The following is a 14596-nucleotide window of genomic DNA, read 5'->3' as shown; positions in this document are numbered from 1 at the left end:
CAAAAACGACACTCTTGTAGTGTCGTTTTTGTTTTTGGTTGAACTTGAAAATATTAAAAAAGCAATCCTTTGCTTTTGGCAGCTAGAATTAAGTCGCTGTCGCTACCCGATTCTACCTTTAATAATCGTTTTAAATTTGATTTTCTGTTATCGATTGCTCCTAAAGAAATTGGGATGTATTGCGGGAAATCCCGTGGCTTCGTTCCTTTAGACAAATGAAACAAAATTTGTTTGTCAAATACATCAACTTCTATACTTCCTTCTTTAGATTGCGCAAGCATTTTTAAAACCGAATCGCTATAATACTGTTCATTGTTTATAATTTTATTAAAAGCATAAATTAACTCATCAAAGGTTAAGTCGTTCTTTATAACCAATCCACTTGGATTTATAGTATTGATAATGGTTTTTATCTTTAAAAATTCGGTAAACATGGTTAGCAAAATAATTTTGCAATTAGGCATGAATTCTAATATCAATTTAGCTAAATCTTCCCCAGAATACATGTTTTTTTCTTCATAAGCTGGCATACTAATATCTAGAAAAGCAATATCAAAATGCGCAATTTCCGATTTTGTAATACTATTATACCCTGATTCACAGTCTTTTGCTTGAGTTATAAAAAACTCAAATTGGTCAGGGAGGTATCTCGTGATCGCGTTTTTATATCCTTCTATAATAAAAGGATGATCATCAACGATTAATATATTTTTCTTTATTTTTTCTTTGTCAACTGAATCAATCATATTCCCTTTTAAATTATTTGTTTTAGACTATCGGTAGTGTAATAGTTATGATTGTTCCTCCGTCTTTTATTGATTCTATTGTAACTACTCCACTGCACTCATTTGTTCTGTAGATAATGTTTTGTAGTCCAATTCCTTTTTTGGTATTTTTCACATTAAAACCAACTCCATCATCACTTATTTTCAAGATCAGATGATTATCTAACTGACTCAAATCGACATTAACAGTAGTAGCACTTGCATATTTGTTGGTGTTTTGGAGTGACTCTTGTAGCATTCGGAATACGTTTATTTTTACAGCGTTTGATACTAATTCCCATTTTATATGCGAATCAATGTTTGAAATAAATTTTGCTGTATAGGTCTTTTTCTGCTCTTCGAATAACTGATCTACTATTGCCACGAAGTTATTAATTAATTCTGATTTCTCTCTATTTAGGTCATGGGAAATTTCACGAATATCTTGCTCAATATTTTTCAATTCTGATAAGTAGTTTGTTCGCTGATGAACCGCATTATCATCTGGAAATTTGTTTAATCCGTCCAGATTCATCCTTACTCCAAACATTCTGCCTAAAATGCCATCATGCAATTCCCGAGCTACTCTTTTCTTTTCTTCAATTCTGCCAGTTTCGATAGTATTTTGTTGCGCTAGCATTAAATTATAAATTTCTTCATTGGCATATTGCTGTTGCTGTTTAAAAATGAGCTCTCTATTTTTTGCTTTTTGAGTTAGAATAATAAAAGAAAGCAAGCCCAATATTCCAATTGCACTAAAAGCATACACTATATTCCGGTTTTGAACAACTAAGTCCTTGTTTTCGCTTTTTATTTCATCTGTTTCGTACTCAATACGGGTGAATTTCTCTCCTATTTTTTGCTCTGTTTTTTGCAAGCTATCATTGATTTTAATGTATTCCTTAGAATAAGCTGCTGCATTTTGCGGTTGTACTACGGATAACTGTTTTAATGAATTTAGAATAGCTCGATAATTCTTAGATTTTTGCGATAACTCAAGAGCCTGCTGGGCGAACATCCTTGCTTTTACAGAATCCTTCTCAGACATAAAATACTCTGAAACATTAATTTTACTTTCTATAATGCCTGAGGTGAATTGCAAACTATCTCTGATTTGTATCGCCTTAAAATATAAAGCTGGTAACCCTTCCCTCTGCTTGAGGTTAAATTTTGCATAAGCTAAATTATTTATAAGCGTAGCATATAGATAGGGCTTATTTTTAAAAACATTTTTTTCTGCTAAACCTTTTTCGAAATATATTTTTGCTTCGTTAAAGTTTCTTTTATTTTGATATACGAGCCCTATATTATTAAATGAAGTGGCTTTCGGTTGTGAAAAAGAAGCCTTCAGTTTATCATCAATACTTGCTAAAGCTTTATTGTGATATACCATCGCATTATCATAATCCTCAAGTTCATTATAAATTAATCCCAAAAGATTATAAGCATCATATCTGATGTCATTATAATCAGTATTTTTTATAATCTTTAAAACTTTAGACACTCCTTTTTCGGCCCCAAACAAATCATTTTGATTGAATTGTAAAATGGACTTTTTTAAAATTGTTTGTGCTAGATTATAAGAGTCGTTTAACACAAGATATATTTTTTGTGCTTTGTCATAATACAAAAAAGAACTATCAGGTATCGCTTGAGAATCGTAGTAATCTCCTAAATACGTATTCCCTTTTGCCATACTAAAAGTATCCTGTTTTATTTCAGCTTTTTCAAGAACCAATAGTACGGTTTTTTTATATTTTTGCCAGTTTTCTATATTGTAGTAGCGATTGGCAATTTTGAAAAGATTGACACGATGCATAGAATCGTTTTCTTGTGGAAGAATAATTTCTAGTGCTTTTTCTATGTATTTTTCTCGTTGACGAGAAGGAAAATCAAAATTATTGGCGGAAGAAAAATAAGACTCTAAACTATCTTGGGAACTAGTAATGGTTTTGGTTGCTGCATTTTTATGAGTACAGCTCAACACTAAAAAAAATAAAAAGTAAAAAGGATATTTCAATAGTTGTAATTTTTGATTATTCAAAAATAAGAAATAAAACTATCGAGTATAAAAAAAGCCACCAAAATAAATGGCAGCCAATATTAAATTAAAAATAACCACATTGTGTTTAATCACCTTTTTTATTCCCGCCTGTCACACCTCCGACAATTTCCAATTTTACATTTTCAATTTTGAAAATCTCTGTTTTGCTGTCTTTTTTTTGTATACTACTGATTTGTCCGTTTGAAGTAAAAGAAGTTAAGACCAATGCAAATGAGAATAATCCGATTGTTACGATTGCTTTTTTCATAATTTAAACTTTTATGTTGTTATTTATTTGTTTGGTTTTAGAACCTTTTTGATAACAGATTCTGAAATAAAATTACATAGAAAGCTTCGTGAATTCTTACAAAAAAGAGGGTTTATGGTAGAGTGTAGTTGTTTGAGTGTGAATGAGTATCAAATTTGAGTGAATGATTGTTTTTTAGATTTCAAGGTAATTCCCTTTGGAAAAATTAGCGATAATCAACTCAATATTGAATTTATAAGTTTTAGAAAAAGGTATTTTTACAGCACTATTTTTTATATAACACAGTGAATTCCCGCTATGAATCCTTGAAATATAATCCTTATTTACAATGTAACTGTTGTGAATTCTTATAAATGGAAGGGATAATACTCTTTCAAAATGCTTCAATGTTTTGAAAGCCGTGATCATTTCACCGGTATTAAGGTGAATGTCAGTAGAATTATTGTCGGCATGTAAATAACAAATATCTTTTGCGGCAATATACCTGTAATCGCCATACGACTTGATGCACAAAATAAGAGATTGATATTGATTTGGTACTTGTGGTTGGACAACAACTGTCGGCTCGTTGTATGAAGCCAAGGATGTCTTTTCTAGTATTTCTTGTGGAACTATCGATTTATTCAGTTTCAATACCAACTGGATTACATCGATGCGAGTCAGCGGTTTTAGCAAGTAGTCAAAAACCTCATATTTAATTGCCTCAAAAGCCAAATCTTTTTTTGCGGTGGTAACAATAATTTTAGGAATTATTTTCAAATAGCGGTACAACTCATTAATTAAAGCTAGCGACAATTTACTGTCTAGATTTGTTGGTTCAATTTCTAAAAAAACTAGTTGCGGAAGGTGTTCTAATATGAGATGTAAACCGTCATGATAATTAGTAGCAGAGTCTACAAATTGAAGCTCTGAGAAACCAGCAGTTATAGCTTTAGTTTTCAAAACATTTTCTTGATTGTCGTCAATAATAATGTACGAATAATTCATCAATGTTTTTCCTGGAGTTGTTGGGCATTACATGGTTCGTTTAAAGCGAAAAAAACTTTAAATAATAAAGTAATAATGGTAGTTTATGGGAAACTTGCTAAATAAAAATTGCTTAACTTCCTAAAAATAAGCATTAAATGTTTTTACTATTTGTGTTGTTAATATGTTTTTTACAAATGTTGACATGTTTAGATGAAGTACATATAAATCCGTTAAAGAGCGCAAACTTAAGCTTTAAAAAAAATACTCCACAGGAATGATGCTAAAATTTTCATTCTCATGTCTTTTAGATCAAAAAAACTTTCAATAGTAAAAGTGTATTATTCCAATCAATCCCAACAAAAAGATTTATAATACCAAACGGAACTGTATTTGCAAGAAATAATTAGTAAATAAAAAAATTTTTTTTTTACAAAATTACCTTACTTTTAGCAAAAAAAATTATGAGAAAACTATTTGTTGTTTTGTGTTTTTCTTCTTTTTTATTTGGTTTTAGCCAAGAAAAAGAAACAATCGATTTTAAAAGAAATGAATTAAAAGGGAATGCTTTATTTTTAGTGGCGGGTGTAGTAGAAATAACATATGAACGGCTGATCACTGAGGATTCTGGTGTTGGTATATCTTTTTTTTATGGAAAAAGAGAAGGTGTTAATTCTTTTTATTATGTAACACCATACTACCGTGCTTATTTTGGAAAAAAACCAGCAGCTGGATTTTTTATTGAAGGATTTGGTATGCTAAATTCTGAGGTAGAGACTTATTCCTATTATGATGGTCAAAATTATAAACAACAAGATAAAAGACTCACTGATTTTGCATTAGGTTTTGGCCTTGGGTCAAAGTGGATACACAAACGTGGCTTTGTCTTTGAAATCAATGCTGGAATAGGGCGAAATTTATTTAATAATAACGTTTATGATGTTGTACCACGTGCTGGTATAACACTAGGCTACCGTTTCTAAGCAAAAAAGCTTCTCAGTCGAGAAGCTTTTTTTATACAATATAAAATCAGTTACATTTTCATCAACCAGTTTTTCATCGAAACTTCATTTTCAATGATCGCTTTTAAATCTGCAATAGCTACACGATCTTGTTTCATAGTATCTCTATGACGTATGGTTACCGTTTGATCTTCAATAGTTTGATGATCTACAGTAATGCAAAATGGAGTTCCCAAAGCGTCTTGCCTTCTGTAACGTCTTCCTACAGCATCTTTTTCATCATAAGACACATTAAAATCCCAACGCAAATCGTCAATGATTTTATGTGCAATTTCTGGTAATCCGTCTTTTTTAACTAATGGTAAAATAGCTGCTTTAGTTGGAGCCAGAACTGAAGGTAATTTCAGCACTGTTCTTGTAGAACCATCTTCCAATGTCTCTTCTTTTAATGAAGTAGCAAAAACAGCCAAGAACATTCTATCTAATCCTACTGAAGTCTCTACTACATACGGAACATAGTTTTGATTTAATTCCGCATCAAAATACTGTAATTTTCTGCCAGAAAATTGTTCGTGTGCTTTTAAATCAAAATCAGTTCTAGAATGAATACCTTCTAACTCTTTGAATCCAAAAGGGAAATTGAACTCAATATCTGCAGCCGCATTGGCATAATGCGCTAATTTTTCGTGATCGTGAAAACGATAATTTTCTCTTCCTAAACCAAGTGATAAATGCCATTTCAAACGAGCTTCTTTCCAAAATTCGTAATGCTTCATTTCTTCACCTGGACGTACAAAAAATTGCATTTCCATTTGTTCGAATTCGCGCATACGGAAAATAAATTGTCGCGCCACAATTTCATTTCTAAACGCTTTTCCGGTTTGTGCTATCCCAAAAGGAACTTTCATTCGCCCTGATTTTTGCACATTCAAGAAATTTACAAAAATACCTTGAGCCGTTTCTGGACGCAAATATAAATCCATTGCTGAATCAGCAGAAGCGCCCAATTTTGTCCCAAACATTAAGTTAAATTGACGCACTTCGGTCCAATTTCTCGAACCAGATTCTGGACAAGCAATTTCTAATTCTTCGATTAATGCTTTCACATCTTCCAAATCTTCGTTGCCTAAAGAACGCGCCATTCTTTCCAGAATTTCTCGCTTCTTAGCTTTGTATTCCATTACACGCGCATTTGTCGTAACAAATTCCTGTTCGTTGAAAGCATCACCAAAACGAGCACGTGCTTTTTCGATCTCTTTAATGGCTTTTTGATTGAGCTTTTCAGCATAGTCTTCAATCAAAACATCGGCTCTATATCTTCTTTTTGAATCTTTGTTGTCTATCAATGGATCGTTGAAGGCATCAACGTGTCCTGAAGCTTTCCAAGTTGTTGGGTGCATTAATATTGCAGCGTCAAGGCCTACAATATTATCGTTCATTTGAACCATCGCTTTCCACCAATATTCGCGTATGTTCTTTTTTAACTCTACTCCATTTTGTGCATAATCATAGACTGCACTTAAACCATCGTATATTTCGCTTGACGGAAAAATAAATCCATACTCTTTTGCGTGCGAAACTACATTCTTAAATAAATCTTCTTGTTTTGCCATAGTACTGCAAAAATATAAAAAGTGAACTTAAAAAAAAGGAAATTGTTCAAGATTGAACCACTGATTTGCTTATTTTTATAAATAAATCCTTGATTATATGTTTGAAAGCCTCATCAATTTATTTTTTCCAAAAGTATGTTCTGGATGCAGCTCTTTTTTATTGACCAATGAAACCGTTATTTGTACTGTTTGCAGACATGATATTCCATTGACGAATCACCATTTAAATTCTGAAAATGAGGCATACAAAAAGTTTTATGGTCGTATCCCTATAGTTCATGCTTCGGCATTATTTTATTTCCATAAAAAGGGAATTGTTCAGGAACTCATTCATAATTTAAAGTACAAAGGTCACGAAGAGATTGGAGCAATTCTTGGCGAATGGTATGCCGAAGATTTAAAAACGATTGCCTTATTGCATACAGCAGACGAAATTATTCCTGTACCGTTACATCCTAGAAAACTGAAAGAAAGAGGATACAACCAAGTAACTACTTTTGGCAAATCGCTTTCTGCGAGTTTAAAAATTGACTACAACGACTCGTTATTAAAACGAAACGTCTACTCAAAAACGCAATCCAAAAAAAACCTATTGGGAAGAACAGAGGGAATCGAAACTATTTTTAATGTTACTTTTACTGAGAAAGACCACAACAAACATTTCCTTTTAATAGATGATGTTATTACAACCGGTGCAACACTTGAAGCGTGTTCGCGTGCTTTACTACAAATCCCTGGCGCAAAAATTAGTGTTGTTTGTATGGCGATGGCGCATTCGTAAAATACTGTTTTTCAGTTTCAACCAAAGTGTAATTTGTGCTAAAAACAATCTAGAACTTTAGAATTGCACTCGTTTTGAACCCAATACTCTCGATGCTTCGGGAGAAAATCCTTTTTAACAGCTTTTTAGATGGGTAAAAAAAACCTAAAGAATGAAACAGCGAAGTGAACTGACGAAGTAAATAGCCCCTGAAAACAAATGAAGTGCAATCAAAAATAAAATCCTGTTGATTTATTTAATGAAATTATAACGAAATAGAATTTCCATTTCGGAGTTTAATGTTTAAATTTGAATAAAATATTTATAAATCAATAAACAATCATATTATGGCTTTTGAATTACCACAATTACCTTATGCGTATGACGCATTAGAACCTCATATTGATGCTCGTACAATGGAAATCCATCATTCAAAACATCACAATGCGTATACGACAAATTTGAATGCTGCTATAGCAGGAACAGATATGGAGGGTAAAACTATTGAAAATATCTTGATTAACCTTGATATGAAAAATATGCCTGTTCGTAACAATGGCGGTGGTTTTTACAATCACAACTTATTCTGGACAGTTATGACTCCAGACGGTGGCGGTCTTCCAACTGGAGATTTATTGGCTGCAATTGAGGCTACTTTTGGAACTTTTGAAGAATTTAAAGCAAGTTTCAGTAAAGCTGGCGCGACTCAGTTTGGTTCTGGATGGGCTTGGCTTTGTGTACAAAAAGGCGGGAAAGTTGAAGTTTGTGGTACTCCAAACCAAGACAATCCATTAATGCCAGGTGTAGGTTGTGGCGGAACACCTATTTTAGCAATGGACGTTTGGGAACATGCGTACTATTTAAATTATCAAAACAGAAGACCAGATTACATCGAAGCTTTTTTCAGTGTTATTAACTGGACAGAAGTGGCTAGAAGATTCGCTTTAGAAAAATAAGAGATCCTAACCCTCCGGAGGGAATAAGCAAAACAGGCTATAAAAAGATTTATTCATCTTTTTATAGCCTGTTTTTTATTGCATAATAAATGTACCATGTGTTACATTTTTGTTCTTCTTTTGGCACAGGAGGCTTTGACTTTATACCAATAAAAAAGGTGGAATTTCTTCCACCCTTTTTGCCCCAAATCTACCATAAACTTAACCTACTAATATTATGGTTTGTTAAAAGTATAGTAGTTCTTTATTGTCACCAAAAAAATTAGACAAACAACTTAGAAAACCGATTAACAACTAAATACGGAAACTTATTAGTATGCTCTAGCATCTTTCCCCTCGTAAAAATTCATGAAAGCTCTGTTAACGACTCTATTTCCTCCTGGTGTAGGATAATCTCCAGTGAAGTACCAATCCCCCAAGTGTTTAGGACAAGCTATATGCAAATCTTCTACAGTTTGAAAAATAATTTTCACCTCAGCTTTTATCTCTGGTGAGCTCAACATTTCAGCAATTTTATCTGAAACTTCTTGTGGTTCAAAAGGTTCGTAAATGGCCGTTACGTAATTCACTACTTCACTGTCCTTAAAGTTTTCTTGTGATTTGCATTTAGCATACACCTCATCAACAATATGGTATAAATTGCGTTCCTTGAGTAATTCTAAAGCGGCTCTGAAAGCTACTAATCCCTCTAGCTTAGCCATGTCAATTCCGTAACAATCTGGATATCGAATTTGCGGTGCCGATGAAACCACAACAATTCTTTTTGGATTCAAACGATCCATCATTTTGATAATACTCATTTTTAAGGTTGTCCCTCGAACGATACTATCATCTATAATTACCAAATTGTCTGTTGGTTTTATCACGCCATACGTAACATCATAAACGTGCGCAACTAAATCATCCCTACTACTATCTTCGGTAATAAAAGTTCTCAGCTTTGCGTCTTTGATGGCTACTTTTTCGGTACGTATTTTCACCGAAAGCAACTCTTGCAACGATTCTTTAGTCAAGGAATTTCTATTTTGCAAAATGAAATTGTTCTTTCTTTGATTCAAGAAATCCTGAGCTGCTTCTACTAATCCGTAAAATGAAGTCTCTGCAGTATTAGGAATATAGGAGAATACCGTATTGTCTGTGTCTTCATCTATTGATTTTAAAACGGCAGGCAAAATAAGTTTTCCTAGCGTTTTTCTTTCTTGGTATATTTCGGCATCGCTTCCTCTAGAGAAATAAATACGTTCGAAAGAACATGCTTTTTTAACTGTGGGAGGCAAAATTTCCTTCATAGAAATCGTTCCATTCTTTTTAATAATCAAAGCATTTCCGGGCTCGATCTCTTGTACTTTTTCGAAAGGAACATTGAACACGGTTTGTATCACCGGTCGCTCCGAAGCTACTACCACTATTTCATCATCTTGATAAAAATAAGCGGGACGTATTCCTGCTGGATCTCTAAATACAAAAGAATCTCCGTGACCTAAAAGTCCTGCCATGGCATAACCACCATCTAAATTTTTTGAAGCTCGGGTCAAAATTTTAGCTACATCCAATCGCTCTGCAATAACGGGTGAAGCCTCTCTCTTAGTCAATCCTTCATTTTTACATTCTAGGTACAAATCGGTTACGGCATCATCAAGAAAGTGACCTATTTTTTCCATCACAGTAACGGTATCTGCCATTTCTTTTGGATGCTGCCCTAGTTCAATCAAACTTTGAAAAAGCTCCTTAACATTTGTCATGTTAAAATTTCCAGCCAAAATCAAGTTTCGGTGCATCCAGTTATTTTGTCTTAAAAAAGGATGTACGCTTTCGATACTGTTTTTACCAAAAGTCCCATAACGAACATGGCCTAAAAACAATTCTCCTAAATATGGGATTTTTTGTTTTTGCAAAGCCACATCATCCGCATATTCTGGATGAGCAGCCATTTCTTCATTTATTCTGTCGTTTATTTGAGCAAAAACATCTTGAATAGGTTGTGCATGATTCGAACGTACACGACTAATGTAACGTTCCCCCGCCTCGACATCTAGTTTTATACTGGCAAAACCTGCACCATCTTGCCCGCGGTTGTGCTGCTTTTCCATGAGAAGATACATTTTTTGTATTCCGTAGAAAGCAGTACCGTATTTTTCTTTGTAGAATTCAAGCGGTTTAAGTAATCTAATTAAGGCTATACCACACTCGTGTTTTAAAGCATCGCTCATTGTAATGTTGTTTGTGTTGTTGTGTTATTCTAAAATAATGTGAACTGAAGAATTAATAATAAATCAGTTGAAATTCCCTGCTAATTTTTGTAAACAAAAAAACCCCGTTTCCGAGGTTTTATACTATTATAATTCTATGTCAAATTGTGTTAGCGATTTGAATTGTTTTAATCGAGACACTACTTCGGTTTTCTCTAAAGTAAGCATTCGTTCTGTTCCAAATTTCTCTACACAAAAGGAAGCTAAGTTAGAACCTTGAATAATTGCGTTTTTCATATTCTCAAAAGAGATGTTTTCGCTTTGTGTCAAGTACCCCGCAAATCCTCCTGCAAATGTATCTCCAGCTCCTGTTGGGTCAAATACTTCTTCTAGTGGTAATGCTGGCGCAAAGAAAACATCCTTATTATGGAAAATAAGAGCTCCATGCTCCCCTTTTTTTATCACTACATACTTGGGACCCATAGTTTGAATTTTGGCAGCAGCCTTAACAAGAGAATATTCTCCAGAAAGTTGCCTAGCCTCCTCATCATTGATGGTAATTACATCTACACGTTTTATCACATCCATCAATTCTGGCAAAGCACAATCCATCCAAAAATTCATTGTGTCAAGCACTACTAATTTGGGTTGTGTTTCCATTTGATCTAAAACACTGCTTTGTACCAAAGGATGCAAGTTTCCTAACATTACAATTTCAGCATTTTTATAGCCTTGTGGTACTTTTGGTTGAAAATCAGCCAAAACATTTAATTGTGTATCTAGTGTATCTCTTGAGTTTAAGTCATTGTGGTAACGACCGCTCCAAAAGAAAGTTTTACCACCTTGTACTACTTCTAGTCCAGAGATATCAATATTTCTTGAAGTTAATAAATCTAAATATTCTTGAGGAAAATCATCTCCAACTACAGAAACGATAGCTGATTGCACATTAAAAAAAGAAGCAGATAAACCAATGTATGTTCCTGCTCCACCTAAAATTTTATCAGTTTTACCAAATGGAGTTTCAATTGCGTCGAAAGCTACTGTTCCAACAATCAATAATTTATTCATTATATACGTTTCAAATTAAGGGGCAAAGATAGTTTATAAGTTGTAAAGTTGCAAAGTGCAAGACATGTAAAGTTTTGCCAATTTATATAACTTATTTACAACAATTTAGCTTCTTCTTTTTCATAAAAAGCATCGACAGAAAGTTGCTTTTGCATCGAAGCCATAACGGCTAATTCATCACACCTTTCGTTTTGAACATGATTGTTATGCCCTTTAATCCATTTAAAATCGACTTTATGTTTTCTGTAAACAACCAGAAAACGCTTCCACAAATCGGAATTTTTCCTGTCAGCAAAGCCTTTTTTTTCCCAGCCTAAAACCCATTTTTTTTCTACTGAATCAACCACATATTTCGAATCCGAAACGACTAATACTTTAGTATTTAGGTTTTTTAATTTTTCAAGACCCACTATTACAGCCAATAATTCCATTCTATTATTCGTAGTTCGCCTAAAACCCTCGTAAAACTCTTTTTTATACGGCTTTCCTACCCACTCCATCACAACGCCGTAACCGCCATTTCCAGGATTTCCTTTTGCGGCACCATCTGTATATATATGTACGTCGTGTTCCATTACTATTATATACTTTGATTTAAAATGCGCTCTATAATAACTGGGAAAAACGCTTGCTCTAGTTCATGAATTCTTTCTGCAACTGTTGCAAAAGTATCTACTGCTGTTAATGCAACACGTTGTTGAGCGATTATTGCGCCTTCATCGTAATTTTCATTTACATAGTGTACCGTAATTCCCGTTTCTAATTCCTTATTTTCAACAACTGCTTGATGTACATACATTCCATACATCCCTTTTCCACCGTATTTAGGCAGTAAAGCAGGATGTATATTTATGATTTTATCTGGGAAAGCTTTTATAATACTAGAAGGGAATTGGAGTAAAAAACCGGCTAAAACAATTAAATCCGGATTCAACACTTTAATTTTTTGTAGTATTTCGATTTCAAATAATTGTGTTTTGGTGAAAATTTCAATAGGCACATCGTATTTTTGAACTCTATTGATGACTCCCGCATTAGGGTTGTTTGTAAAAACTGCAATAACACATGCTGTATTCGTTTTTTTAAAATATTGGATAATATTTTCAGCATTAGTACCCGATCCGGAGGCAAAAATCACGATTTTTTTCATAACTACATTCAATTTGAAGCCACAAAAAAAAGCATAATAATTTAAAATAAATAGCATTGAGACACCTTTGTCAAAATATATTTCATAAATTAGATGTCACATTTATCAACTAAATCGTTGTTTTAAAATAAAGTTTTTTATTTTTGCCAACAAATTAAATTCTAAAATTAAAGATTATGTCAGACATTGCATCAAGAGTAAAAGCGATTATCGTAGACAAATTAGGTGTTGACGAAAACGAAGTTGTAACAGAAGCAAGCTTCACTAATGATTTAGGAGCTGACTCATTAGACACTGTTGAGCTTATTATGGAATTCGAAAAAGAATTTGACATTCAAATTCCAGACGATCAAGCAGAAAACATCGCTACTGTAGGTCAAGCAATCTCTTACATAGAGGAAGCTAAAAAATAATAAAGACACACCCGTTGCAATCTTGTATACGGGTGTTATTATTTTTTTTAAAATTAAATTCGAGATTGATTTTCAATCAAAACTATATTTATTGTAATACCCATGGCTCTTTTGTAATAGCAATACAGTAAAGAAAGCATGGGTTTTATTTGTTTTTAAGATAACAAAAATAAAGAATTTATGGTATTAAGACGAGTTGTTGTAACAGGTTTAGGCGCTCTTACACCCATTGGAAATAACATTGAAGAATATTGGAACTCCCTTATTGACGGCGTGAGTGGTGCAGCACCAATCACTTATTTTGATGCTTCAAAATTTAAAACTCAATTTGCATGCGAACTTAAAAATTTTAATGCTGAGGATTTTTTAGACCGAAAAGAAGCTAGAAAAATGGATCGCTATGCACAGTATGCCATGGTATCGTCTGAAGAGGCAGTAAATGATGCTGGATTTAATTTAGACACTTTAGATAAAGATCGCGCGGGAGTTATTTGGGGTTCAGGAATAGGCGGATTAGAAACTTTTCAAATCGAAATGTTGAATTTTTCAGCAGGCGATGGTACTCCAAAATTTAATCCTTTCTTTATTCCAAAAATGATATCTGATATTGCTTGTGGACATATTTCTATAAAATATGGATTTAGAGGCCCAAATTTCGCAACAGTTTCTGCCTGTGCATCCTCTACAAACGCTATTATCGACGCTTTTAATTACATTAGATTAGGTCATGCTGATGTTATGGTCACTGGTGGATCTGAAGCAGCAGTAACTATTGCAGGTATGGGAGGATTTAATGCAATGCATGCGCTATCAACAAGAAATGATGATCCAAAGACAGCTTCCAGACCCATGGACAAAGACCGTGATGGTTTCGTATTAGGAGAAGGAGCGGGAGCTTTGATCCTAGAGGAATACGAACATGCTATTGCACGTGGTGCTAAAATCTATTGTGAAATTGGAGGTGGCGGAATGTCAGCAGATGCACACCACATAACCGCTCCACATCCTGAAGGATTAGGTGCTAAAAATGTAATGTTAAATTGCCTAAGAGACGCTGGTTTACAACCAACTGACGTTGACGGATTGAACATGCACGGAACATCAACACCACTAGGTGATATGGCAGAGTCAAAAGCGATTCTTCATGTTTTTGGTGAACATGCGTATACCATGAATCTCAATTCAACAAAATCGATGACTGGTCACTTACTTGGAGCTGCAGGAGCTATAGAAACTATTTCTTCCATTCTTTCGATGAAATACGGAATTGTTCCCCCAACCATCAATCATGTAACAAATGATGAAAACATTGATTCTAAATTGAATTTCACGTTCAACAAAGCTCAAAAAAGAGAGATGAACGTTGTTATGAGTAATACGTTTGGTTTTGGAGGCCATAATGCCTGTGTTTTAGTAAAAAAATTAGAAATCTAATAATTA

Annotated in this window: 14 protein-coding genes; 5 read left to right on the top strand and 9 right to left on the bottom strand. The window is 33.7% G+C overall.

Annotated features, from left to right (window positions below):
- Positions 1 to 53: 53 nt before the first annotated feature.
- From ACNQGO_RS07285 to ACNQGO_RS07270, 4 genes are all read right to left on the bottom strand, one after another.
- Complete coding sequence (locus ACNQGO_RS07285; RefSeq protein ID WP_417984839.1) at positions 54 to 746, bottom strand: response regulator; 693 nt, start codon at positions 744 to 746, stop codon at positions 54 to 56.
- 22 nt (positions 747 to 768) lie between these two features.
- Positions 769 to 2784, bottom strand: coding sequence for a tetratricopeptide repeat-containing sensor histidine kinase (locus ACNQGO_RS07280; protein WP_417984838.1), 2016 nt, complete (start codon positions 2782 to 2784; stop codon positions 769 to 771).
- Between the two features lie 109 nt (positions 2785 to 2893).
- Positions 2894 to 3076, bottom strand: coding sequence for a hypothetical protein (locus ACNQGO_RS07275; protein WP_417947890.1), 183 nt, complete (start codon positions 3074 to 3076; stop codon positions 2894 to 2896).
- Positions 3077 to 3250: 174 nt separating this feature from the next.
- Entirely contained in the window at positions 3251 to 4063 is an 813-nt protein-coding gene (locus ACNQGO_RS07270; RefSeq protein WP_417984837.1) for a LytR/AlgR family response regulator transcription factor, read from the bottom strand.
- 443 nt (positions 4064 to 4506) lie between these two features.
- Here ACNQGO_RS07270 and ACNQGO_RS07265 point away from each other — a divergent pair, with 443 nt between their 5' ends.
- Positions 4507 to 5025: a DUF3575 domain-containing protein gene (locus ACNQGO_RS07265; protein WP_417945347.1), complete on the top strand. Its 519-nt coding sequence runs from the start codon at positions 4507 to 4509 to the stop codon at positions 5023 to 5025.
- Positions 5026 to 5075: 50 nt separating this feature from the next.
- Here ACNQGO_RS07265 and ACNQGO_RS07260 read toward each other — a convergent pair whose 3' ends face one another.
- The gene (locus ACNQGO_RS07260; protein ID WP_417984836.1) at positions 5076 to 6617 is read right to left on the bottom strand and encodes a glycine--tRNA ligase; all 1542 of its coding nucleotides are present in this window, start codon (positions 6615 to 6617) and stop codon (positions 5076 to 5078) included.
- A gap of 97 nt (positions 6618 to 6714) precedes the next feature.
- On the opposite strand from ACNQGO_RS07260, the gene ACNQGO_RS07255 reads away from it, so the two are divergent.
- A complete protein-coding gene (locus ACNQGO_RS07255) occupies positions 6715 to 7398 on the top strand; it encodes a ComF family protein (protein WP_417984835.1) in 684 nt (227 codons plus the stop codon).
- A 326-nt stretch (positions 7399 to 7724) separates the two neighbouring features.
- Positions 7725 to 8333, top strand: coding sequence for a superoxide dismutase (locus ACNQGO_RS07250; RefSeq protein ID WP_417967478.1), 609 nt, complete (start codon positions 7725 to 7727; stop codon positions 8331 to 8333).
- A 311-nt stretch (positions 8334 to 8644) separates the two neighbouring features.
- On the opposite strand, the gene ACNQGO_RS07245 is transcribed toward ACNQGO_RS07250, so the two are convergent.
- From ACNQGO_RS07245 to purN, 4 genes are all read right to left on the bottom strand, one after another.
- Positions 8645 to 10543 carry an amidophosphoribosyltransferase gene (locus ACNQGO_RS07245; protein ID WP_417984834.1) on the bottom strand — a complete coding sequence of 633 codons (1899 nt, stop codon included), beginning with the start codon at positions 10541 to 10543 and terminating at the stop codon, positions 8645 to 8647.
- Between the two features lie 126 nt (positions 10544 to 10669).
- Positions 10670 to 11593, bottom strand: a complete 924-nt coding sequence (locus tag ACNQGO_RS07240) for a PfkB family carbohydrate kinase (protein WP_417984833.1) — start codon at positions 11591 to 11593, stop codon at positions 10670 to 10672.
- Positions 11594 to 11688: 95 nt separating this feature from the next.
- Positions 11689 to 12168, bottom strand: coding sequence for a ribonuclease HI (rnhA, locus tag ACNQGO_RS07235; protein WP_417984832.1), 480 nt, complete (start codon positions 12166 to 12168; stop codon positions 11689 to 11691).
- A 5-nt stretch (positions 12169 to 12173) separates the two neighbouring features.
- Positions 12174 to 12743, bottom strand: coding sequence for a phosphoribosylglycinamide formyltransferase (gene purN / locus ACNQGO_RS07230; RefSeq protein WP_417984831.1), 570 nt, complete (start codon positions 12741 to 12743; stop codon positions 12174 to 12176).
- A gap of 176 nt (positions 12744 to 12919) precedes the next feature.
- On the opposite strand from purN, the gene ACNQGO_RS07225 reads away from it, so the two are divergent.
- The gene (locus ACNQGO_RS07225) at positions 12920 to 13156 is read left to right on the top strand and encodes an acyl carrier protein (protein ID WP_007137004.1); all 237 of its coding nucleotides are present in this window, start codon (positions 12920 to 12922) and stop codon (positions 13154 to 13156) included.
- 180 nt (positions 13157 to 13336) lie between these two features.
- Positions 13337 to 14590, top strand: coding sequence for a beta-ketoacyl-ACP synthase II (gene fabF, locus ACNQGO_RS07220; RefSeq protein ID WP_417984830.1), 1254 nt, complete (start codon positions 13337 to 13339; stop codon positions 14588 to 14590).
- The last annotated feature ends 6 nt before the right edge of the window (positions 14591 to 14596 follow it).

Source organism: Flavobacterium frigidum (assembly GCF_048286735.1).
Lineage (GTDB): Bacteria > Bacteroidota > Bacteroidia > Flavobacteriales > Flavobacteriaceae > Flavobacterium.
The sequence above is the reverse complement of the archived record's forward strand: the minus strand, read 5'-3'. Positions and strand labels throughout refer to the sequence as shown.

Excerpts from the sequence above, each read along its gene's own strand:
- ACNQGO_RS07285 (WP_417984839.1), bottom strand. The coding sequence starts at position 746 with ATGATTGATTCAGTTGACAAAGAAAAAATAAAGAAAAATATATTAATC.
- ACNQGO_RS07275 (WP_417947890.1), bottom strand. The coding sequence starts at position 3,076 with ATGAAAAAAGCAATCGTAACAATCGGATTATTCTCATTTGCATTGGTC.
- ACNQGO_RS07270 (WP_417984837.1), bottom strand. The coding sequence starts at position 4,063 with ATGAATTATTCGTACATTATTATTGACGACAATCAAGAAAATGTTTTG.
- ACNQGO_RS07265 (WP_417945347.1), top strand. The coding sequence starts at position 4,507 with ATGAGAAAACTATTTGTTGTTTTGTGTTTTTCTTCTTTTTTATTTGGT.
- ACNQGO_RS07260 (WP_417984836.1), bottom strand. The coding sequence starts at position 6,617 with ATGGCAAAACAAGAAGATTTATTTAAGAATGTAGTTTCGCACGCAAAA.
- ACNQGO_RS07255 (WP_417984835.1), top strand. The coding sequence starts at position 6,715 with ATGTTTGAAAGCCTCATCAATTTATTTTTTCCAAAAGTATGTTCTGGA.
- ACNQGO_RS07250 (WP_417967478.1), top strand. The coding sequence starts at position 7,725 with ATGGCTTTTGAATTACCACAATTACCTTATGCGTATGACGCATTAGAA.
- ACNQGO_RS07245 (WP_417984834.1), bottom strand. The coding sequence starts at position 10,543 with ATGAGCGATGCTTTAAAACACGAGTGTGGTATAGCCTTAATTAGATTA.
- ACNQGO_RS07240 (WP_417984833.1), bottom strand. The coding sequence starts at position 11,593 with ATGAATAAATTATTGATTGTTGGAACAGTAGCTTTCGACGCAATTGAA.
- rnhA (WP_417984832.1), bottom strand. The coding sequence starts at position 12,168 with ATGGAACACGACGTACATATATATACAGATGGTGCCGCAAAAGGAAAT.
- purN (WP_417984831.1), bottom strand. The coding sequence starts at position 12,743 with ATGAAAAAAATCGTGATTTTTGCCTCCGGATCGGGTACTAATGCTGAA.
- ACNQGO_RS07225 (WP_007137004.1), top strand. The coding sequence starts at position 12,920 with ATGTCAGACATTGCATCAAGAGTAAAAGCGATTATCGTAGACAAATTA.
- fabF (WP_417984830.1), top strand. The coding sequence starts at position 13,337 with ATGGTATTAAGACGAGTTGTTGTAACAGGTTTAGGCGCTCTTACACCC.